Origin of the sequence: Sandarakinorhabdus cyanobacteriorum, from assembly GCF_002251755.1 — a bacterium.
In the GTDB taxonomy this organism is placed as follows: domain Bacteria; phylum Pseudomonadota; class Alphaproteobacteria; order Sphingomonadales; family Sphingomonadaceae; genus Sandarakinorhabdus; species Sandarakinorhabdus cyanobacteriorum.
Genome location: NZ_NOXT01000086.1, coordinates 1 through 21,344, shown reverse-complemented (window position 1 = coordinate 21,344; position 21,344 = coordinate 1). Strand labels below are relative to the sequence as shown.

Here is a 21,344-nt window from a genome sequence, read left to right as displayed (position 1 = left end):
TCATGCTGAAACGGCTCGCCCTATTGCTGATCCTGCCCCTGATGGGGATGGCGATCGCGTCGGAAGGCGAAAAGCCGGTGGCGCGCGACTATGCCCATGTCCGCGCCCCAGCCGCACCGAAATGGCAGACGCAGGCGCAAGCGGATGCCAAATCGGCCGGCTGCATCAGCTGCCACACGGCGAGCGATGAGGCGACGATGCACGCGCCGAAATCGGTCGTCCTTGGCTGCACCGATTGCCACGGCGGCGATGCGAAGATCATTGCGCCGCCGGCGCTGGCGATGGGCGATCCCAATTACAGGAAGCTGCGCGACGAAGCCCATGTGCTGCCGATGTTCCCGGAAAGCTGGCACTTCCCGTCGTCGGCCAACCCCAAGCGCAGCTACACGCTGCTCAACCGCGAGAGCCCGGAGTTCGTCCGCTTCGTCAACCCGTCTGACTATCGCGCCGCCCGCGATGCCTGCGGCGCCTGCCACATGGAGATCATCGAGCGGGCCGAGCGCAGCCTGATGGCCACCGGCGCCATGCTGTTCGGCGGCGCGGCCTATAACAATGGCATCCTGCCCTACAAGAACTACGTCCTGGGCGAGGCCTATTACCGGCCGGGCCAGGCGGCCGGCATGCTGGGGGCGTGGAACGGCGACGCGTCGGGCCATGGCGAGCTGGGCCTGAAGCATGGCGATGATCATCATGCCGCGGGCGGCGGCCATCACGACAACAGCCTGCCCGGCCTGATGTTCAGCCCGGGCGCCAAGGGCATTGGCGCGCTTTCGGATGCGGAAAAGGCGCGCGGCGCGCTGCCCTTCCTGGCCCCGCTGCCGGCCTGGCAGGTGATCCCGCCGGCCGACATCTTCCGCGTGTTCGAACGCGGCGGCCGCAACATCAACCCGACCTTCCCGGAAATCGGCCTGCCGAACAGCCTGGGCAGCATCCAGCGGCTGGAAGAGCCCGGGCGGCCTGATATCCGCCAGTCCAACCGTGGCCCCGGCACCGGCCTGCGCATTGCGGTGCCGGTGATCAACATCCACAAGACGCGGCTGAACGACCCCTTCACCTGGTTCATGGGCACCAACGACCAGCCCGGCGATTATCGCACTTCGGGCTGTGGTTCCTGCCACATCGTCTATGCCAATGATCGGGAGGTGCGGCATTCGTCGGTCTATGCCGCGGCCGGGCGCGATGGGCAGAGCCAGAGTGCCGATCCGACCATCAACAAGACCGAGCCGGGCCACCCGATCAAGCACAGCTTCACCCGCGCCATGCCGTCCAGCCTGTGCATGAATTGCCACATGCACCAGCCCAACATGTTCGTGAACACCTATTATGGCTACACGATGTGGGATTATGAAAGCGACGCCCCGCGCATGTGGCCGGGCAAGGACAATCCCTATCCCAAGCCGGCGGGCATGTCCGACGCCGAGTATGACCGGCTGTTCAAACGCCAGCGTTATCCGACCGCCGCTGAAGTGCGCGAGACCAACGAACGCAACCCGGAAGGTGCCGCCGCCCATGGTGCCTGGAGCGATCTGGATTTCCTGCGCACGGTGAACGACCGCAATGACAAGATGAAGGACACCCAGTTCGCCGATTATCACGGCCATGGCTGGAACTTCCGCGCCGTCTACAAGCGCGACCGCGAGGGCAATCTGCTCGATGCGGGCGGCAACATGGCGAGCTGGGGCACCGACACGGCCCATATCGTCGCCAATGATGATCCGGAGAAGTTCCGCAAGGCAGGTGGGCCGCAGTTTACCAAGCCCGCCGCCGTGCCCGGCCCCGGCCAGCCCGGCAAGGCGGTGCATCTGATGGACATCCACACCGAAGTGGGCATGCAGTGCGCCGATTGCCATTTCGCCCAGGATGCCCATGGCAATGGCTTCATCCATGGCGAAGTGGCCAACAGCGTCGAGATCGGCTGCAAGGATTGCCACGGCACCGCCGACGCCTATCCGACGTTGCGCACCTCCAACCTGGCCGCACCGCCGCCGGGCACCGATCTGTCGAACATCCGCAACCCGGATGGCCGGCTGCGCTTTGAATGGGGGCTGCAAGATGGCCGCCGGGTGTTGTGGCAGCGTTCGGCCAGCGATCCGGCGTTGGTCTGGCGCGTCAAGCTGGTGAAGGACAGTGTCAATCGCGAGCATCCCGATTTCAACGCCAAGGCGGCGCGGGCCAAGCTGATGGGCACGCTGGCCAGCACTGGCGGAAAAATGTCGTTCGGCCCCGGCGTTGCAACCCGAGCCCACAATGACGACAATGTGGCCTGCTTTGCCTGCCACACCAGCTGGACCACCAGCTGCGGCGGCTGCCACCTGCCGATCGAGGCCAACTGGAAATCGACGACGCACAAGTATGAGGAGCAGGAGACCCGCAACTTTGCCACCTACAACCCGCAGGTGGCACGCGACGAGATGTTCCAATTGGGCCGCCACCAGACCAGCAAGGGCGGCATCATCGCGCCGATCCGTTCCAGCTCGGCGCTGATCCTGACCTCCACCAACATCAACCGCGAGCGCATCTATGTGCAGCAGCCGCCGATCGCAGCGTCGGGCTTCTCCTCCCAGGCCTTTGCACCGCATTTCCCGCACACGGTGCGCACCCAGGAAACCAAGACCTGCACCGATTGCCACGTGAGCGAGGACGACGACAACAATGCCATCCTGGCGCAGCTGACCCTGCAGGGCACCAACTTCGTCAACTTCGTGGGCATGCACGCCTTTTTTGGCCTCGACCGCGCTGTCGAAGCGGTGCGGGTGACGGAGTTTGGCGAGCCGCAGGCGGTGTTCGGCTCCTATCTCCACCGCTATGCCTATCCGGATTTCTGGAAATTGCATGTCGAGAAGAACAAGCGCGAGCTGATCAACTGGACGCGCGGGCGGGTGTTCGACAAGCGCCTGTCGGGCGAGACCAACCCGACCGAGGAGATCCGCAACATCACGCAAGGCACGTCGGGCGAAGTGCGCTGCATCCAGAACCGCGGCGAATATCTTTATGTCGCCGAAGGCCGGGGCGGCTTTGTCGCCTATGACATTGCCAATCTGTCGAACAAGGGTGTTTCCGAACGCATCGTCAAATCACCCTTCTCAGGCCTGGGCCATGATGCCCAGGTGAAGACGGCGAATGCCACCTGCATGGCGATCGCCACCAACCAGCCGATCAGCGTGCCGCGCAACGACAAGATCGTGGGGGAACAGAACGACCGCACCGCTGGCAAGCCGCTGGCCGACCCGCTGGCCGGCTATAATCAGGAGCAGAAGATGCACGAGATCTACCGCTATGCGGTGGTGACCGACAGCATCGAGGGCCTGGTGCTGGTCAATGTCGACACGCTGACCGATGGCGAGCCGCGCAACAATTTCCTGAAGCGGACGGTGCTGGAGGGTGGCCGCACGGCGTGGAACCCCGATGGCGTGTTGAACGGCGCCCGCCACATCACGCTGGCCGGCCACATCGCCTATGTGACGACGCCGCGCGGCCTCGTGGTGGTGGATCTGGACAATCCCAGGGCGCCGAAGCTGGCGACAAGCCTGCCGCTCAATGATGCGCGGGCGAGCGCGGTGCAGTTCCGCTATCTGTGGGTGACGACGGCCAATGGCCTCGAAGTGCTCGATATCGCCGATCTGAAGCGGCCGGTGCATCATCCGGACGCCACGTTGCCCATTGCCGATGCGCGCAAATTCTATCTGGCCCGCACCTATGCCTATGTCGCCGCAAAATCGAATGGCCTGCTGATCGTGGACGTGAAGAAGCCGCTGGCGCCCAGGCTGTATCAGCGCTTCACGGCAGGCGGCACGCTGACCGATGCCGAGGATGTGGTGGTGGCCAGCACCAACGCCACCTTGTTCGCCTATGTCGCGGACGGCCGCAACGGCGTGAAGGTGCTGCAGCTGACCAGCCCGGACAGCCAGCCCAATTTCTATGGCTTCTCGCCCAAGCCGATGCCGGAGATGATCGCCTTTGCCCGCACCGCCAAACCGGCGCTGTCGGTGGCCAAGGGGCTGGACCGTGACCGGGCAGTGGACGAAACCGGCGGCCAGATCGCCATATTGGGTCGCCTGGGGTCACGGCCGTTCAACCGCAAGGAGACGGAGCGCTTCTTCATCGGCGAGAATGGCCAGCCCTATCGCGTGACCGACCGGGTGGACATGGGGGCCTGGTCGCCGCTGCGGAAATAGGGTGCCAATTTCCCTCCCCCTTGTGGGGAGGGCGAGAGACGCGCCAACGGCGCGGCCCGGGGTGGGGGTCTTGGGCGGCCGCAGTCGGGTTACCCCCACCCCGCCGCGCTTCGCGCGAGTCGCCCTCCCCGCAAGGGGGAGGGAGTTCGCCCTTCTATGGCGCCACCAGCGGAAAATCCGGCCTCGGCGGCTGGAACAGCGTCATGAACCGCTGCAGCACGGCCAGATCGCCTTTGATCTGCAATTGCCCTGCCGCCATCAGCTCCGGCGCTTTCACCGCGCCGCCGATCAGGCCAATCAGGGCCCGGCGCGGCACCACCAGGGTGGCCTGCGCAGCATCGTCCACGCCCTTTTCGTGCAGCATGACGCCATTGCCGATGGTGACGAGGTGGCGTTCCCTGGCATCCGGGATTTCGAACGCGATGGTCATCGGGGTGATGGCGCGTTCGGGCACCAGCCGCACCGCCATGGAGTCGAGCAGGTTGGTCACCGACAGATTGGCGGCGATGCCGGCGGCGGCCGCCTGGGTGCTGGGCTTGATGCCCTGTTCCAGTTCCTGCGCGCCGGTCAGATAGAAATCGCGCCAGGGTGAGGCCTCGGCACGGAAGGCGAGTTGGCGATAGACGCCGGCCAGCGCTGCCTTGGCCCCCGGCGTGTCGGGCGCGGCGCGCACCAGGGTGGAAAGCAGGGTCGCCGCCCAGCGGTCATCGCCCTTGGCGGCGGCGGCCTTGCCGGCGGCCAGCACCTTTTTCGCCCCGCCCATCTGCGCCACCAACCGGGCCGACAGATCGGCGCGCGGCAGCGGATCAAGATTGGCCGGATCGCCATCAAAGGCGCCGAGATAGCGTTGATAGACGGCGCGGGCGTTGAATTTCAGGCTGCCGTAATTGGGCCGGTTGAACCACGCCTTGCCCAGCGGCTCCGGCAGTTTGATCGCCTCGCCGATTTCGACCGCATTGAGCCCCTGGTTCATCAGCCGCACGCTTTCGTTGTGCACGAAGGCATAGGCCTGCGCGTGGCGCAGCAGATAATCGCTGATCTGGTCCTTGCCCCAGCGCGGCCAGAAATGGCTGGTGAACAGCACATTGGCGCTGCCGCCCCAGCGCCGCCGCGCCTCGATCAGATAATCGGCCCAGCCCTTGGCATCGCGCACCAGCGCGCCGCGCGGGGTGAGCAGATTGTGCATGGCGCCGTTGGCGTTTTCCGCCAGGCACAGCGCGTTCCACGCCGGCAGGTAGAAGTTCATCTCCGCCGGGGCTTCGGTGTTCGGCGTCACCTGAAACACGATCTCCACCCCGTCGATGGTCCGCGTCTCGCCGGTCGTCTTGATGCTGTCGGTCGGTGGGATCAGGCCGTAGGTGCCGGGCGTGCCCATCGGGCCCAGACCGGAAGAGACATGGCCGGTGGCCCCGCGCGGCAGCAGCGCGCCAAACATGTAACTGGCGCGGCGCAGCATGGCCGGCCCGGCGATGACATTTTCCGACACGGCATGTTCGAGGAAGCCCTCTGGCGCGATTATCGCCACCTTGCCGGCCGCCACATCAGCGGGGTTCACCACGCCCAGCACGCCGCCGAAATGATCGACATGGCTGTGGGTATAGATCACGGCGACCACCGGCCGCTTGCCGAGCTTTTCATTGACCAGGCTGATCGCCGCCGTCGCCGCCTCCGCCCCGGTCAGCGGATCGATGATGATCCAGCCTGTTGTCCCACGGATGATCGTCATGTTGGCCAGATCAAAGCCGCGCACCTGCCAGATGCCGTCGGCCACCTCGAACAGGCCGTGCCTGGCCAGCAGGCTGGCGTTGCGCCACAGGCTGGGGTTCACCGTCGCCGGGGCCGGGCCGCTGAACTGCGCCTCGTCATTCAGATCGCGCAGCACCGCGCCCTTGGCATCGCGGATCTTGCCGTCGGCAATGCTGCCCAGAAAGCCGCGGCCGGCGAAATCGAAATCCTGGGTGTCGGCCCAGTTCAGCGTGGCGGCCAGCGCGGCGTTGTCGGCCTGGGTTTGCGGGCTGGCCGTGGGCGGTGGCGGCGCGGCGCTGGCGGCAGAGGCGAGCAGAAGGGCGATGAGGTGCGGTGTCATGTCGCAACGCTAGGCCGCACGCCGACCGGCCTCAACTGTGAATTCGCACAATCAGGCTCTGGCTGGCGGTGGCGAGCAGGGTGCCATCGCGGGCAAAGAGATGCACGCGGCCATGGGCAAAGCCGGCGTGCACGGCATGGATGCGGATATCGGCCAGCACCCAATCGGTGGGCACGAAATTCATGTAGCGGATGGTGTTGTCCAGGCTGTTGCCGCCGGCATTGGCGCCCATGGCATTGCCAACGCCCGATGGCAGGAAATCCGCCATCACCGCCAGCACCAGCCGGTCGATCGGCAGATCGGAGTTGTTCGGCCGCACCCACAGCCGGCCGATGCCATCGGGCGACGGTGGCGCGAGCCCACGATCTCGGCCGAAACTGCCACTCGCCACCCGGCGATCCCACTGGCTGTTCATGTCGTCGGGGTCGCGTTGCCAGCGGATGGTCATTTCGGGGCAGGCTTCGGGCGGCGGCACGTCGGGCATCTCGGCCCATTGGTGGTGCGGGCTGTCGGGCCGGCTGCCCAGCGCGGCGTTGACGGTGATGATTTCCTGATCGGAACCATCAGGATTCCTGGCGCGCGTGATCACCCGCGCCTGGCTGTTGTATTTGCCGGTCACCGGCACGATCACTTCCAGATCGAGCAACGTCCCCGGCCGGGCGTAGGACAGATATTGCGCCGCCGCCCACACGGTTGGCCGGCCGGTGTGCGCCTCCACCGCAGCCAGCGCACTGGCCAGGCCCACGCCGCCAAACATGAACAGCCGGTCGGGCGGGCCGACACAGAGATTCTTCGGCACCACCATGCGGTAATGGCCGGGCCGATCGGTGGGTTCGACGGGGATGAACGGGTGCACGGATCAGCTTTCGATGAAGGCGCGGATGCGGGCCGTGAAGGCCGGATCGGCAAAGCGCGAGATCGGCGCCGGCGCCCCTGCCGCATCATGGGCGGCATCGGCCAGCAGCGCGCTGGCGCGGGCTTTCAGATCATCGGAATCGGCCGCGACATGCAGGCCGGGGCGGGTGCCGACATGCCTGGCCGTGGCGAGCTGATGATCGGTGTTGTGCTCCCCCTGCGTGGCGAGGCGCGGCAGCATCAGGATCGGCTTGCCGGCCTCGATGGCGCTGATGATCGATCCCATGCCGCAATGGGCAACAAACAGCGCGCATGCCTGGACCCGGGCCTGATAGTCCGACAGCGGCAGCTTGCGCACCCAGCGGGCATGGCGCGGTTCATAATCACCACGGCCGATCTGGATTTCGACCGGGATGTGCGGGTTGGCCGCTGCCCATTCGTCCATGGCGCGGGTCAGCCGGTCAAACGGCATCATCGATCCGACCGAAACGAACACCCCGCTCACAGCACGCTGCCCCAATTGTCCACCCGGTCGCTGGCCAGATGCGGCCATTGCGTCACCACCTGGTTGCACACAAGCCCAGCCTGCGCGCCGGAGCCGGAGAGGACCTCGCTGTTGGCGATGCTGTCCACCCACAGGCTTTTGGTGCCAAACGGCCGGGCCAGCGCGGCGGCGATCAGGCCGGGCAGGGCGCCGGTGGTGATGATCACCTGCGGGCGCACCGCCAGCAGGATGCGGGCGATATCCAGGGCGGCGGCCGGGATGCGCCACCAATCGGCGCGGGAGACATCACGGAAGGTGTAGAAGGGCACGTCGCCGGCCAATGTGCGGGTGCTGGGATCCACCGTCGCCACGCTCACCTGATGGCCGGCCCAGGCGGGCTGCAACCGCATCAGCTGGATGAAATGGCCGCCACCCGAAGCGATGGCCAGCACGCGCTTGCCCATGTTGATTCCCCGTTGCTGGCCATGGCCTTAGGGGAAGAAATCCGCCCGTCAAGCGTCCACCGTCGCCATGGCCTCCATGGCGAGCGTGTAACTGCGCTTGCGGTCCTCATGGCCGTGCAGGATGTTGACCAGCATCAGCTCGTCCGGCTGATACTCGGCGATCACCTGGTTCAGCCCGGCGCGGACCGTGGCCGGGCTGCCGGCCACCACGCGCCGGCTGGCAAAGGCCCGCGCCACATCGGGCCGGTCGGCCAGCCAGGCCTGCGCCACCTGGGGCGGCGGCACGGCAATGGATTTGCCCATCAGCAGATGCGCGAACATCATGCGGGCCGGCGCAGCCAGCGCCCGCGCCTCCGCATCGCTTTCAGCGCACACTGTCCACACCGCCACCATCAGGTGCGGCCGGTCCCCAAGGTGGCCCAAAGTCTTTCTGGGCTGGAACTGGTCACGATAGGCGGCGGCCAGATCGCCGAGCCGCGGCGCGATGAAATCCGCCAGGCAATAGGGCAGGCCCAGATCGGCGGCAAAGGCCACGCTGTCGGGCGAGGAGCCCAGCACCCAGGGTTCCGGCGCATGCGGCAGGCCCGGCAGGGTAGCGGCATAGGCGGCAAAGGGATGATCGCTGGGCAGGCTGTTTTCCAGATAGCCGATCAGCTCCGCCAAGGCTTGCGGGAACTGGTTGGGCGCATATTGGCGGCGGTCCTGCTGCAGGGCGACCGCCGTGCGCTGATCACTGCCCGGCGCACGGCCCAGCCCCAGATCGATGCGGCCGGGATGGAGGCCGGCGAGCAGGCTGAACTGTTCGGCCACCTTCAGCGGTGAATAATGCGGCAGCATCACCCCGCCCGACCCGACGCGGATGCGCGACGTGGCATTGGCCACCGCGCCGATCAGGATTTCCGGGGCGCTGCCGGCCAGGGCGGCGCTGGCATGATGTTCGGCCAGCCAGAAGCGCTGATAGCCCAAAGCCTCGGCATGGCGGGCCAGATCGATCGAATTGGCCAGCGCCTGCGCCGGGCTGCAGCCCTCGGGAATCGGTGTCTGGTCCAGAACGGAAAGCGGGATCACCAGGGTTTCCACCATTTCTTCGGCGCGCGCCGGCCGGGCAGGGCCGCCAGGATGCGGCGGCGCTCCGCATCGCTGGCGATCGGCCACTGGGTGATTTCCCGCACGGTGCGGAAACAGCCTTCGCACCAGCCGGTCTGCTGGTCGATCCGGCACACGTTGATGCACGGGCTGGGCACGTCGCTGGCTTGGCTCATGATCGGCGCATCCGCCCGGCCTTCAACAGATGATAGAGCAACAGGCCGGTGGGTCCGGCCAGAAAGGTGAGGGCCAGGCACGGCAGCAGCAGCCAGTGCGGCAGGCTGTTGTCTTCGGCTTCCCAGCTGCCGACCCACAGATCGAACACCAGATAATGCACCCAGCCGGCCAGCAGCGCCTGCGGGGACGACAGCAGCAGCCGCACGCCCTCCAGGCTGTTGAAACTGGCCCCCTTGGGCGGGCCGTCACCCGCCAGGCCGGTGACCAACAGGGTGACATAGAGGCCGGCGAGCAGCACCGCGATCACCCGCGCCACCAGCACCATCCGGGCCCGGGCCAGCGGCGCACAGGCCAGCGCCAGCCAACCGGGCAACACGGCGGCACTGGCCAGGCTGAACAGGCTGTCGGGCATCATGGCCCAATAGTGGCGACGGCGGGGGTGATGGTCAAGCGCGGGGGGCTGTGGCAGCATGCGGCAAAACAGGGGAGGAAATGCGATGACGATGCGTGCCGTGATGCTGGCCGGGCTTGCCACGCTGCTGGTGGCGGCGGCCCCTGATGTGGTGTCTGCGCCCGGTCGGCCCGAGGCGATGGTGAAGCTGGACGAAGGCCGCAAGCCTGCCGCTGTGCTCGCCCAAAGCCTGATCGGCTCCGGCGCCCGGGTGATGGATGTGATGGCCGGCCAGGGCTATTACAGCGAGCTCCTCGCGCGCTGGGTGGGGCCGAAGGGCAAGGTCTTCGCCGTCGAACCCGTCAGCTATATGGACGATCCCAAGACCGCCGCCGCATGGGACGCGCTGAAGAAGCGCAACGCCAATGTCGAACTGATCGTCGGCGCGCCGGGCGAAGCCGCCATGCCCGACAAGCTGGACGCCGCCTTCTATCACCTGACCTACCACGATCTTTATTGGCAGAGCGAAAAGTTCAAATATCCCCGCACCGATGTCGATGCCTACAACGCCCGCCTGTTCGCCGCGCTGAAACCCGGCGGTGTCGTGATCATCATCGATCATTATGGCGTCCCCGGCATGGACAGCCGCGCCCAGGCCGACAAGACCCACCGCATCGATGCGGACGTGGTCAAGGCCGACATGGCCCGCGCCGGCTTCCGCTTTGCCGGCAGCGTGCCGATTCTGGAAATGACGGGCGATGATCCGACCAAGCTGGTGTTCGACCCGTCGCTCAGGGGGAAGACGAACCGGTTCTACTATCGGTTCGTGAAGCCCTGAATGCGCTGGGTACCGCTGCTGGCGCTGGCATTGGCGGCATTCGGGCCGGCGCCGACACCACAGGCCGAGGAGACCATGGCGGTGGCCGAACCGGCCGTTCCGGACGCGCCGCCACCGCAGCCCGCTGCACCAAGACCGCCGATCCGCCTGTCCAACGCGCCGCCCTTCGCCGCCGCGGCGCGGGATGGCACCGCCTGTACCGATATCACCGGCCGGCTGGACGATCCTGATCCGGCCGGGCGCAATGTGCGGGATGCGCCATCGCCTGCTGGCAGCGTGCTCGGCATCATCCCGGCCCAGGGCAGGCTCGACTTCCCGGCGACCTTCGAAATCATCGAAAGCCGCAATGGCTGGCTGAAGATCCGCAATGCCGGCTTTGATACTGCGCTTGTCGGCGACAAGGTGCCGCCATCCTATGCCGGGGAGGGCTGGATTTCCGGCAAGGGCGTGGGCGTGGTTGTGCAGGCCCGGCTCGGCTTTGCCGCGCCCTCCCACGATGCGCCCTGGCTGGTGGACGCCCGGCCCGACAATCACCTCGACAGCGTGCAGCAGCGGGCGATCGTCGGCTGCGCCGGCAACTGGGTGCTGGTGGACTGGTTGTTCGAGGCCAAGCCCTCTTATGGTGCCAACCCGCTGGCCTATCGCCCGCAAGCCGTCGTCGCCCGCACCCCCATCACCCTGCGCGCCTGGTCCACCGGCATCTGCAACATCCAGGAAACCACCTGCGACGGTGTGGACGGCGACCGGCCGGGTTGAGGGCAGGAAGAAGGGCTGCCGCCCGGTATCTCGTCCGACTCGACGAGGCGGTGGGTGAGCGCAAGTGACCTCATGGGCGTCCCCATGATGAACCTGCAGGATTGCAATCGAACGGGTGCAGGGGCCGCGCCCCTGCCCGCCGGAGGCAATTTTCAGCTCTTCAACGCCGCCGTCACTTCGATTTCGATCTTCATCGCCGGATCGAGCAGGTCGGCGAAGATCACTGTGCTGGCTGGCGGGTGTTCGCCGAAGGCGGCGCGCAGTTGAGGCCAGCAGGGTTCGAAATCGGCGCGGTTGGGCAGATAATAGGTCACGCGCACGACACGGGCGAAATCAGTGCCGGCGGCTTCGAGGGCGCGGCCGATGATGGTCAACGCGTTGGCGCATTGGCCTTCCACGTCGGCGGGCATTTCGCCGGTGTCCGGGTTGCGGCCGACGGTGCCGGAGACGAAGACAAAGGGCGGGGCGACGACGGCGCGGCAATAGCCGACGAGGGCTTCCCACGGCGCGCCGCTCTTGATGCGGGTGATGGTCACGGGTTAGCGGCGGGGGGTGGAGCGGCCGCCGCCGCCGACCCCGGCGAGGGTGGGGGCGGAAAGGCCCTGATCGCCGAGCGCGCTGATGGCGCTGTTCACATCCACGGTTTGCACGGCGCGGGCGGGGCGATCGGCGGTGCCGTCGAGGGCGACATCCTCGCCGCCCAGGGTTTCCATCACGGCATCGGGCAGATCATCGGGTTCGGCGAAGCGGGCGGCGACGGTGAGATATTCGCCGCGCTGGCGGGCGCCCAGCACATCGAAGCCGATGTTGAGCAGATCCTGGACATTGCCGTCGCGGCCCATGCGGCTGGGGCCGCCGAGCACCACGGCGACGAGGCGGCGGTTGTCGCGCACGGCCGAGGCGGCAAGAGTGAAGCCGGCGGCGTTGGTGAAGCCGGTCTTGATGCCATCGACGCCCGGCATGGTGCTGAGCAGATGGTTGTGATTGGCGACTGCCATACCGCGATAGCGATAATGGGTTTGCGAAAACACCGGATAGTGCGCCGGGAAATCGCGCAGCATGGCGCGGGACAGGATGGCGATGTCACGCGCGGTGGTGGTGTGATCCGGGTGCGGCAGGCCCGACGCGTTGTGGAAACTGGTGTTCATCATGCCCAGCCGGCGGGCGGTTTGGGTCATGCGTTCGGCGAAGGCGGCTTCGCTGCCGCTGATATGTTCGGCCAGCGCGACGGAAATGTCGTTGGCGCTCTTGGTGGCGATCACGCCGAAGGCATCGCGCACGCTGATCGTGGCGCCAACGCGCAGGCCGAGCTTGGAGGGGGCCTGATTGAAGGCCCGGCGGGAAATACGGATGTCGTCGTCCAGCGACAGGCGGCCGGCGGCCAATTCCTCGAACGCGACATAGAGGGTCATCACCTTGGTGATGGAGGCGGGATAGCGGATTTCATCAGCGCGGCGGGCATAGAGCACCTCGCCGGTGTCGTTATCGATCAGGATCGCGGCATAGCGCGGGGCCGAATAAAGGCTGGCGGCAAAGGCCGATGGCGCCGTCAGTGCCATCACCACCACAAGAAACCGCGCCAGAGCCTTCATCAACAAACGCTTTTCCCCCCATTGCCAGCGTTTGTGACAGTTTAACCATATTGGCACGTCGCTGGAAAGGGGTGAATGACGGTGCAGCAGCCTGCCGCAGCCGCCGGTGCGACGGGGCGTTGTGTGGGTGCGATGTGAACTTGCCCGGTGCCCCCTCCGCCCTGTGGGCATCTCCCCCAGAGGGGGAGGATCGAGCGGGGGCGGATCATGGCGGGTCATTGCGCTTTTGCCCGGAACCTGCCAAGCGCCGCCGACCCTTTGCTGACTGCCGAGATCGATGACCGTCACCCCTGCCCGTTCGGCCAATCCGGTGGAAAACCGGCGCACCTTCGCCATCATTTCCCACCCGGACGCCGGCAAGACCACGCTGACCGAGAAATTGCTGCTGTTTGGCGGTGCCATCCATGCCGCCGGCGAGGTGCGCGCCCGTGGCGCCAACCGGCGCGCCCGGTCGGACTGGATGAAGATCGAGCAGGCGCGCGGCATTTCGGTGACATCGAGCGTGATGACCTTCGAGCGCGACGGCATCACCTTCAACCTGCTCGACACGCCGGGCCACGAGGATTTTTCCGAAGACACATATCGCACGCTGACCGCCGTCGACAGCGCGGTGATGGTGATCGATGCCGCCAAGGGCATCGAGGCGCAGACCAAGAAATTGTTTGAAGTCTGCCGGCTGCGCGATGTGCCGATCATCACCTTCATCAACAAGGTGGACCGCGAGGGCAAGGACCCGTTCGAACTGCTGGACGAGGTGGCCGACACGCTGGCGCTGGATGTGGCGCCGCTGAACTGGCCGGCCGGCCTGGGGGGCGAGTTCACCGGGCTTTATGATCTGAAGCGCCGGCGTTTCCACAAGCCCGATGGCAGCGACAGCCGGCTCGCCGGCGATGTCGAGGCGGTGGACGGGCTCGATGATCCGCGCATCGATGCGCTGGCCGGGCCGATGGCGGAACGCCTGCGCGAACAGGCGGAGCTGGCCGAGGGCGGCTATGCCGAACTCGACGTGGCGCAATATCGCGCCGGGTCGCTGACGCCGGTGATCTTTGGTTCGGCGCTGAAGGATTTTGGCGTTGTCGACCTGATCGATGCGCTGGCGGCGATGGCGCCCTCCCCGCGCGCGCAACCGGCGTTGCCGGCCGCGGTGGACCCCAACGCGGCGCAGGTTTCGGGCTTTGTGTTCAAGGTGCAGGCCAACATGAACCCGCAGCACCGCGACCGCATCGCCTTTCTGCGCCTGGCGAGCGGGCGCTTCCGGCGCGGCATGAAGCTGAAGCAGATGTCCACCGGCAAGCAGATTGCCATCAACTCGCCGATCTTCTTCTTCGCGCAGGATCGCGAGATCGCCGACGAGGCGTTTCCGGGCGACATCATCGGCATTCCCAACCACGGCGTGCTGCGCGTGGGCGACACGCTGGTGGAAAAGGATGATCTGACCTTCACCGGCATCCCCAATTTCGCGCCGGAAATCCTGCGGCGCGTGAAGCTGGACGATCCGACCAAATCCAAGCAGCTGAAAACCGCGCTGACCGACATGGCCGAAGAGGGCGTGACGCAATTGTTCAAGCCGGCGCTGGGCAGCCAGTGGATTGTCGGCGTGGTTGGCCAGCTGCAGCTGGAGGTGCTGATCAGCCGGCTGGAGGCGGAATATCGCGTCGCCGCCAGTTTCGAGCCCAGCCCCTATGAAACGGCGCGCTGGATTTCTGGCGAGCCAGCGGCCATGAAGGCGTTCATGGACGAGCATCGCAGCGCCATGGCCGAAGACCGCGACGGAGCCCCGGTGTTCATGGCGCGTGACAGCTGGGAATTGAACTTCATCACCGGCCGTTTCCCCGACATCAAGTTTTCCGCCACGCGGGAGCGGGCCTGATGGCCGGCGTCGCCGCCCGGATTGGCAGTGTGTGGGCCGTGGTGCGCCCGTATCGCTGGTGGGCGGTGGCGGCGGTGGTGGGGCTGTTCGTGGCGCTGCTGGCCTGGCTGGTGGCGACCGCGCCGCTTGACCGCGCGCTCGAGCCGGCCAAGCAGCCCAGCCTGATCATCACCGACATGAACGGCAAGGCCATCGCCCGGCGCGGCGATTACAAGGAAGAGCCGGTGACGATCGCGCAGCTGCCAGCCCATGTGCCGGCCGCCTTCATTGCCATCGAGGATCGCCGCTTCCGCGAACATTGGGGCGTTGATCCGATCGGCATCCTGCGCGCGCTGGTGACCAATGCGCAGGCCGGCGGCGTGCGCCAGGGCGGTTCGACGCTGACCCAGCAATTGGCCAAGACGAGCTTCCTGTCCTCCGAACGCTCGATCAAGCGCAAGCTGCAGGAGGTGATCATCGCCCTCTATCTGGAGGCGCGGCTGTCGAAGGACGAGATCCTGCAGAATTATCTCTCGTCGGTCTATTTCGGCGATGGCGCCTATGGCATCCGTGCCGCCGCGCGCACCTATTTCGACAAGGCGCCGGAAGAGCTGGACCTGGGCGAGGCCGCCATGCTGGCCGGGCTGGTGCAGGCGCCGTCCCGCCTGGCGCCGTCGCGCCACTTGGAAGACGCCCGCGAACGTGCCGCGCAAGTGATCGCCGCCATGGTCGACACCGGCGCCATCACCAAGGCGCAGGCCGCCGCCGCCCGGCCGGCCGAATATCGCCCGGGGCGCAAGAATCTGCCGACCGGCAGCTATTTTGCCGATTGGGTGCTGCCGCAGGCGCGCGAGGCGACCGAGGCGGATTATGGCGAGATTGTCGTGAAGACGACGCTCGACCCACGCCTGCAGAAGCTGGCCGAACAGATGATCCTGGATGGTCTGGCGCGGGCGCGCGGGCTGAACGTCAACCAGGCGGCGCTGGTGGCGATGCGGCTGGATGGCCGGGTGGTGGCCATGGTGGGCGGCACCGATTACAAGGCCAGCAGTTTCAACCGCGCCACCCAGGCACAGCGCCAGCCGGGCTCCTCGTTCAAGCTGTTCGTCTATCTGGCGGCGCTGGAGGCCGGCAAGAAGCCCAGCGACACCATCGTCGATGAACCCATCGAGCTGTGCGAGCCGGGGCAGCAGCCGGGCGAATGCTATGCGCCCAAGAATGATGATCTCAGGTTCCGCGGCACCATCAGCCTGGCCACCGCCTTTGCCGCCAGTTCCAACATCGCCGCCGTGAAGCTGGCGCAGGAAGTGGGCATTTCGGCGGTGGCCAAGCAGGTGAAGAAGCTGGGCATCGAGGGCGGGGTGAGCATCTATCCGGCGATGGCCCTGGGCACCACGCCGATCCCGCTGATCGACATGACGCGGGCCTTTGCCGCCGTCGCCAGTGGCAAATATCCGGTGAAGGCCACCGGCCTGTGGCGCGATGATCCGCCGCCCGAAGTGACGCCGCCGGAAGCGACGAAGGCCAGCTGGCCGGTCAGGGCCGACATGATGCAGTTGCTGCAATCGGTGGTGCGCAACGGCACCGGTAACGCGGCGCGGCTGCCGATCCCGGCCTGGGGCAAGACCGGCACCACCCAGAACCACCGCGATGCGCTGTTCATCGGCTTTGCCGGCGATCTGGTGGTGGGCGTGTGGGTGGGCAATGATGACAACAGCCCGATGGCAGCCAGCATCGTTGGCGGCGGCCTGCCGGCGCGGTTGTGGAAGGGCTTCATGGCCCAGGCGCTGCAGATGGAAGGCAAGATGCAGGCGGTGCAGGAAATCGCCCCGGTCGAGGTCGACATGGAGGCGCTGGCCACCGACATGGAAGGGATGACGATCGATCTCAATGGCGAGCCCAACAACCCGCCGCCGGTGATCGATATTCCCGATGAAAGCGTGACCGAGCCGCCGGTGCCGCCGGAACCGCGCTAAGCGCGGGCCCAGCGCATCATCAGCATGATGAGCACGAGGCTGACCGGCATTTCGATGAAGGTCGTCCAGTTGAGCCAGGCATCCTTGCCGCCCCACCAGATCACGCCCTGTTCGGCGGCGGCCGAGGCCAGGCCGACGAGGCCGAGGCCGAGGGCCAGCCGGCGCCGGTTCATCGCCATCGGCATGTAATTGGCCAGCCCCTTGCCCAGCCAGCGGCCGCCGAGCGCGGCATCGCCGAGGAACAGCAGCGCGGTGAGCGTGCCCATGATGGTGGAGCGCAGCATCACCGCCCGATCGTCCTGAAAGGCGATGGCAAGCCCGGCCGACACCAGGCCCATGATGATGCCAAAGCGGGCAAGGCCACCGAGCAGATCAACCTTCACGAAGCGCTGCACCACGGCCAATGCGATGCCGGCAACGGCGGAGGTGATGGCGGCCGTGGGCAGATCGCTGAGCCTGGCGACGCCATAGAAGAGCAGACCGACGCCGATATCGCAGGCCATCGCCGGCCAGTTGCGCTTCAGATGCGCCATCTGGGCCTGGCTTTGCGCGCGGCGTTCCGGATTGGCCAGCGCCTGCATGCGGGCCGGCAACGCAATCGGGCGGCCAGGGTGGCTTTCCCACAGCAGGCGGCCATCGACATAGGCCGCAGCGCCCGTGCCCAGCATGGAATTGAAGCCGCATTCCACCACCAGCTCACGGCCATCGGAGAGGGTGGCGGCCAGGCCATGGTTGGCAAAGGGATCAGCGGCATCCAGCCCGGTCCATTGCCGGGCCACAGCCACCCCATCGATCAGCAACCGGCTTTCCCAGCCGGTGAAATGGGCATCGATCTGCAGCCGCACGTCATGGCCGGAATGGCGGGCTGGTGCCGATAGCGCCAGTATCGCATCAATCTTTGTAGAGCTTGTCCAGCCGCTCGCCATAGACTTGCTTCAGCACATGGCGGCGGATCTTCAGGCTGGGGGTCAATTGCTGGTTGTCGGTGCTGAACGGCGCGTCGGCGATGATCACCCGGCGCACCTTCTCGATCACGCTCAGCCTCTGGTTCACCCGGTCAACCGCCGCCTGCATGGCGCGGACGAACTCGGGCTCCTGCTTGAGCTTGTCCATGTCGGCCGGCAGGCCCTTGTCGCGGGCGAAGCTCAGCGCCCATTCGGCTTCGGGCACGACAACGCCAACCAGATAGGGCCGGCGGTCGCCATAGACCATGGCCTGGGCAATCTCGTCCTGCAGGGTGAGCATGCCTTCCACCCGCTGCGGCGCGACATTGTCGCCCTTGTCGTTGACGAGGATATCCTTCTTGCGGTCGGTGATGACGAGGTGGCCATCCTTGTCGAGATGGCCGATGTCACCCGTGTAGAGCCAGCCGTCTCTCAGGGCCTTGTGGCTCTCGGCATCGTTCATCCAGTACCCGTCCATCACCAGCTCGCCGCGCACAAGAATCTCGCCGTCGGGCGCGATCTTGACCTCGACACCGTCGAGCGGCGGGCCAACCGTGTGCATTTTCAGCCGCGCCCGCGGGCGGTTGCAGCTGATCACCGGGCCGGCCTCGGTCTGGCCATAGCCCTGCAGGATCGGGATGCCGATGGCGGTGAAGAAAATGCCGACTTCCGGGTTCAGCGGCGCGCCGCCGGCGACCATGGCGCGCAGCCGGCCGCCGAACTTGGCGCGGATGGATTTGCGGATGGTGCGTTCCAGCGCCTGATCGACCAGCTTTTCGGCGAGGCTGAGCTTCTCGCCCTTGGCCTCCTTGCGGGCGATGCCCAGCGCCTGATTGAGCAGGGTGATGGCCAGCCCGCCCTGCTTCTCGATCTGCTTGGCGATGCGCATGCGCAGCACCTCGAACAGGCGCGGCACCACCACCATCAGGGTCGGCCGCGCCTCCTCGATGTTGGCGGCGAGCTTTTCCAGGCCTTCGGCATACCAGATCTGCCCGCCCATCCCGATCGGCATATATTGGCCGGCGGTGTGCTCATAGGCGTGAGAGAGCGGCAGGAAGGACAGGAAAATCTCTCCCTTCGCCTCCGGCGGGGGATCGGGAAAATCCTGTTCAATCACGGTGATGGCGCCGGCAATGTTGCGCAGGATGGCGCCATGGTGCTGGCGCACGCCGCGCGGCGCACCGCCGGTGCCGCTGGTGTAGATGAGGCAGGCCAGATCCTCGCGCTTCATCGTGGCGCGGGCGCGCACGGCGGCGCGGTCCTCGTCCATCATCGGGGCGCGGCTGCCGATCAGCCGGCTCCAGTCGTGGATGACGAGGCCCTGCACATCGGCAATCGGCTCCATGCCTACCACGATGCGGCAATGTTCGGTGGCGAGCGCCGCCGGCAGCACCGCCTTGGCCAGTTTCGGGCCAGAGACGATCACGGCGCGGGCGCCGCTGTTGGTGAGGATATGGGTGTGATCGGCTTCGGTGTTGGTGGTGTAGGCCGGCACGGTGATGCCACCGGCGGCCATGATGGCCAGATCGCCCAAGCACCATTCCGGCCGGTTTTCGGAGACCAGCACGACCCGGTCGCCCTTGTTGATGCCGATGCCGATCAGCGAAGCCGACAGTGCCGCCACGATGTCGCGCGCCTCGCCCCAGCTGATCGTGCGCCACTGCCCGCCCACCTTGGCGGTGAGCATCGGGGCGGCAGGCTGTTCCTCCGCCCGGTCCAGAAACAGGCTGACCAGGTTGGGCGACCGGTCAATATGGGCAGCCAGTTCGGCTGGCCGCATCGGCGGCAGTTTCGGCAGCATCATCCTCTCCCCAGAACCATTGGTGACGGGGTGTTGATCACCCCTGTCGCGTTCCCATCAATATCCGGCTGGCCGGCCTTCGCCGCGCGCGTCTGCCCCGCCGCGCCAGCCACCTGCCACCCGTTGCACCCCGTTCAATTTCAGCGGCAGCGCCGTTGCCACCGGTTTGTGACCCATGGCGGTGAAAGCCGGGATCATCTGTTCGAGGAACGTGCCCTTTTCCACCGCAAACCGGTCGCCGATGGCGATCAGCTGCGGCAGGGCGATGGCTTCCTCCACCGGCAGGCCCCAATCCAGCACGCCCATGATCGCCTTGGCGACCTGGGCAATGATGGTCGGCCCGCCGGCCGCGCCAATCGCCAGGATCGGCGTGCCCTTGGCATCATAGACGATGGTGGGCGACATGGCGGAGCGCGGACGCTTGCCGGGCGCCACGGCATTGGCGGTCAGCTTGCCCTGATCCTGCGGCGCGAAGTTGAAATCGGTCAGCTCGTTGTTGAGCACGAAGCCGTTTGACACCAGACCGGACCCGAAGGTCTTTTCCACCGTGCTCGTCCAGGTGGTGATGTTGCCCTGGCCATCGGCCACGGCGAAATTGGTGGTGCCGGCCACTTCATTGTCGGCGGCGTTCACCCGCGCCACCGGGGCGCCGGCCGGCATGCCGGCTTCGGCCTTGGCCAGCCGCGCATCGGCACTGATCAGGGCAGAGCGGGCAGCGATATAGGCCGGATCGGCCAGACCCTTGGTGGGCACGGCGACAAAGCCGGGATCGCCAATCCATTTTTCACGGTCGGCATAGGCGAGGCGCTGGCTTTCACCGAACAGGTGCCAGGACACGACATTGTCCTTGCCCAGCCCCTTCATGTCGAAGCGTTCCAGCTGCTTCAGCATGGCAAGCACACCGACCCCGCCCGACGACGGCGGGCCCATGCCGCAGATCTTGTAGGTGCGATAGGTGCCGCACACCGGCTCGCGCACCTCCGCCTTGTAGGCGGCAAGATCGGCCATGGTCATGGCGGTCGGGTTGGCATCGGCAGTGGAAACGGTCTTGACGATGCCGGCGGCAATCTCGCCCTTGTAGAAGGCATCCGGGCCGCCGGCGGCAATGCTGCGCAGCGTGGCGGCAAGCTTTTCGTTGCGGAAGACCATGCCAGCCGGCAGCGGCGCGCCATTCTGATCGAAATATAGCGCTCGGCCTTCCGGGCCGGCCTGCTTCAGACTGTCCTGCCCGAAGGCGATGAAGCGCGCCATGGTCGGCGAGATCGGGAAGCCTTCGGCCAGCCTGATTGCCGGTTCGAACAGCTTGGCCCAGGGCAGCTTGCCCCATTTCCGGTGTGCTTCGGCGGCCAGCGCGATATTGCCGGGCACGCCCACGCTGCGCCCGCCGGTGGCGGCCTTCATGAACGGCATCGGCTTGCCATCGGCAACCAGGAACTGGCCGGGGCTGGCAACGCCGGGCGCCTTCTCGCGGCCATCGATGGTGCCCAATTTGCCCCTGGCCGGCTGATAGACAATGAAGCCGCCACCACCGATGCCGGAGCTTTGCGGCTCCACCACCGTCAGCGCCAGCATGGTGGCAATGGCGGCATCAGCCGCGGTGCCGCCTTGGCGAAGGATGCTCAGCCCCGCCTCGCTGGCCAGCGGATGGGCGGCGGACACCACCGCCTTGAACGGCCCGGCCCCGGCGCTGGCCGATGCCTGCACCGGTCCGCTGTCAGCGTCCTTCGGGATGGGTTGGGCCACGGCCGCCGTGGCGAGAAGCGATGCGGCAAGGGTGAGGATGGTCTTCATGGGGCATGCACCTTAGGCCGATTTGAGGCCAAGAAAAGTGCCTAGCCCGCCTTATTCATGAGCCTTCCTGTCAGGGCGT

Annotated in this window: 17 protein-coding genes; 5 read left to right on the top strand and 12 right to left on the bottom strand. The window is 66.6% G+C overall.

The annotated features are described in order from the left end of the window. Positions 1–2: 2 nt before the first annotated feature. Positions 3–4,175, top strand: coding sequence for an LVIVD repeat-containing protein (locus tag CHU93_RS04260; RefSeq protein WP_207759213.1), 4,173 nt, complete (start codon positions 3–5; stop codon positions 4,173–4,175). A 154-nt stretch (positions 4,176–4,329) separates the two neighbouring features. Here CHU93_RS04260 and CHU93_RS04255 read toward each other — a convergent pair whose 3' ends face one another. The 7 genes from CHU93_RS04255 to CHU93_RS04225 are packed head-to-tail and all read right to left on the bottom strand — an operon-like array spanning position 4,330 to position 9,742. Then, positions 4,330–6,261: an alkyl/aryl-sulfatase gene (locus tag CHU93_RS04255; RefSeq protein ID WP_094472911.1), complete on the bottom strand. Its 1,932-nt coding sequence runs from the start codon at positions 6,259–6,261 to the stop codon at positions 4,330–4,332. A 31-nt stretch (positions 6,262–6,292) separates the two neighbouring features. Continuing rightward, complete coding sequence (locus CHU93_RS04250; RefSeq protein ID WP_243375216.1) at positions 6,293–7,117, bottom strand: acyl-CoA thioesterase; 825 nt, start codon at positions 7,115–7,117, stop codon at positions 6,293–6,295. A 3-nt stretch (positions 7,118–7,120) separates the two neighbouring features. Then, positions 7,121–7,621, bottom strand: coding sequence for a glycosyltransferase (locus tag CHU93_RS04245; RefSeq protein WP_094472910.1), 501 nt, complete (start codon positions 7,619–7,621; stop codon positions 7,121–7,123). Beyond that, entirely contained in the window at positions 7,618–8,064 is a 447-nt protein-coding gene (locus tag CHU93_RS04240) for a hypothetical protein (RefSeq protein ID WP_094472909.1), read from the bottom strand. The genes CHU93_RS04245 and CHU93_RS04240 overlap by 4 nt, the downstream gene beginning before the upstream one ends. A 48-nt stretch (positions 8,065–8,112) precedes the next feature. Continuing rightward, entirely contained in the window at positions 8,113–9,132 is a 1,020-nt protein-coding gene (locus CHU93_RS04235; RefSeq protein ID WP_207759212.1) for an LLM class flavin-dependent oxidoreductase, read from the bottom strand. Then, positions 9,129–9,326 carry a DUF1289 domain-containing protein gene (locus CHU93_RS04230; RefSeq protein WP_094472907.1) on the bottom strand — a complete coding sequence of 66 codons (198 nt, stop codon included), beginning with the start codon at positions 9,324–9,326 and terminating at the stop codon, positions 9,129–9,131. The genes CHU93_RS04235 and CHU93_RS04230 overlap by 4 nt, the downstream gene beginning before the upstream one ends. After that, on the bottom strand, positions 9,323–9,742 hold the full coding sequence (locus CHU93_RS04225) for an ABA4-like family protein (protein WP_094472906.1): 420 nt from the start codon (positions 9,740–9,742) through the stop codon (positions 9,323–9,325). The genes CHU93_RS04230 and CHU93_RS04225 overlap by 4 nt, the downstream gene beginning before the upstream one ends. Positions 9,743–9,824: 82 nt before the next feature. Here CHU93_RS04225 and CHU93_RS04220 point away from each other — a divergent pair, with 82 nt between their 5' ends. Next, entirely contained in the window at positions 9,825–10,556 is a 732-nt protein-coding gene (locus tag CHU93_RS04220; RefSeq protein WP_094472905.1) for a class I SAM-dependent methyltransferase, read from the top strand. Next, the gene (locus CHU93_RS04215; protein WP_094472904.1) at positions 10,557–11,312 is read left to right on the top strand and encodes an SH3 domain-containing protein; all 756 of its coding nucleotides are present in this window, start codon (positions 10,557–10,559) and stop codon (positions 11,310–11,312) included. A gap of 152 nt (positions 11,313–11,464) precedes the next feature. Here the strand turns inward: CHU93_RS04215 and CHU93_RS04210 are convergent, their stop codons facing one another. Both CHU93_RS04210 and CHU93_RS04205 read right to left on the bottom strand, forming a co-directional pair. Then, complete coding sequence (locus CHU93_RS04210) at positions 11,465–11,848, bottom strand: RidA family protein (protein WP_094472903.1); 384 nt, start codon at positions 11,846–11,848, stop codon at positions 11,465–11,467. Positions 11,849–11,851: 3 nt separating this feature from the next. Continuing rightward, complete coding sequence (locus CHU93_RS04205; protein ID WP_243375214.1) at positions 11,852–12,904, bottom strand: D-alanyl-D-alanine carboxypeptidase family protein; 1,053 nt, start codon at positions 12,902–12,904, stop codon at positions 11,852–11,854. A gap of 277 nt (positions 12,905–13,181) precedes the next feature. Between CHU93_RS04205 and CHU93_RS04200 the strand changes: the two genes are divergently transcribed. Further along, positions 13,182–14,774, top strand: a complete 1,593-nt coding sequence (locus tag CHU93_RS04200) for a peptide chain release factor 3 (RefSeq protein WP_086115555.1) — start codon at positions 13,182–13,184, stop codon at positions 14,772–14,774. Continuing rightward, a complete protein-coding gene (locus CHU93_RS04195) occupies positions 14,774–16,729 on the top strand; it encodes a transglycosylase domain-containing protein (protein ID WP_094472902.1) in 1,956 nt (651 codons plus the stop codon). The genes CHU93_RS04200 and CHU93_RS04195 overlap by 1 nt, the downstream gene beginning before the upstream one ends. Here CHU93_RS04195 and CHU93_RS04190 read toward each other — a convergent pair. The 3 genes from CHU93_RS04190 to ggt are packed head-to-tail and all read right to left on the bottom strand — an operon-like array spanning position 16,726 to position 21,265. Beyond that, positions 16,726–17,574 carry a septation protein IspZ gene (locus CHU93_RS04190; protein ID WP_165768596.1) on the bottom strand — a complete coding sequence of 283 codons (849 nt, stop codon included), beginning with the start codon at positions 17,572–17,574 and terminating at the stop codon, positions 16,726–16,728. The genes CHU93_RS04195 and CHU93_RS04190 overlap by 4 nt on opposite strands. 46 nt (positions 17,575–17,620) lie before the next feature. Further along, positions 17,621–19,474, bottom strand: coding sequence for an AMP-dependent synthetase/ligase (locus CHU93_RS04185; protein WP_094472926.1), 1,854 nt, complete (start codon positions 19,472–19,474; stop codon positions 17,621–17,623). A gap of 57 nt (positions 19,475–19,531) precedes the next feature. Beyond that, entirely contained in the window at positions 19,532–21,265 is a 1,734-nt protein-coding gene (gene ggt / locus CHU93_RS04180) for a gamma-glutamyltransferase (protein WP_094472900.1), read from the bottom strand. Between the last annotated feature and the right edge of the window lie 79 nt (positions 21,266–21,344).

Excerpts from the sequence above, each read along its gene's own strand:
- CHU93_RS04230 (WP_094472907.1), bottom strand. The coding sequence starts at position 9,326 with ATGAGCCAAGCCAGCGACGTGCCCAGCCCGTGCATCAACGTGTGCCGG.
- ggt (WP_094472900.1), bottom strand. The coding sequence starts at position 21,265 with ATGAAGACCATCCTCACCCTTGCCGCATCGCTTCTCGCCACGGCGGCC.
- CHU93_RS04220 (WP_094472905.1), top strand. The coding sequence starts at position 9,825 with ATGACGATGCGTGCCGTGATGCTGGCCGGGCTTGCCACGCTGCTGGTG.
- CHU93_RS04200 (WP_086115555.1), top strand. The coding sequence starts at position 13,182 with ATGACCGTCACCCCTGCCCGTTCGGCCAATCCGGTGGAAAACCGGCGC.
- CHU93_RS04185 (WP_094472926.1), bottom strand. The coding sequence starts at position 19,474 with ATGCTGCCGAAACTGCCGCCGATGCGGCCAGCCGAACTGGCTGCCCAT.
- CHU93_RS04215 (WP_094472904.1), top strand. The coding sequence starts at position 10,557 with ATGCGCTGGGTACCGCTGCTGGCGCTGGCATTGGCGGCATTCGGGCCG.
- CHU93_RS04195 (WP_094472902.1), top strand. The coding sequence starts at position 14,774 with ATGGCCGGCGTCGCCGCCCGGATTGGCAGTGTGTGGGCCGTGGTGCGC.
- CHU93_RS04260 (WP_207759213.1), top strand. The coding sequence starts at position 3 with ATGCTGAAACGGCTCGCCCTATTGCTGATCCTGCCCCTGATGGGGATG.
- CHU93_RS04255 (WP_094472911.1), bottom strand. The coding sequence starts at position 6,261 with ATGACACCGCACCTCATCGCCCTTCTGCTCGCCTCTGCCGCCAGCGCC.
- CHU93_RS04240 (WP_094472909.1), bottom strand. The coding sequence starts at position 8,064 with ATGGGCAAGCGCGTGCTGGCCATCGCTTCGGGTGGCGGCCATTTCATC.
- CHU93_RS04205 (WP_243375214.1), bottom strand. The coding sequence starts at position 12,904 with ATGAAGGCTCTGGCGCGGTTTCTTGTGGTGGTGATGGCACTGACGGCG.
- CHU93_RS04225 (WP_094472906.1), bottom strand. The coding sequence starts at position 9,742 with ATGATGCCCGACAGCCTGTTCAGCCTGGCCAGTGCCGCCGTGTTGCCC.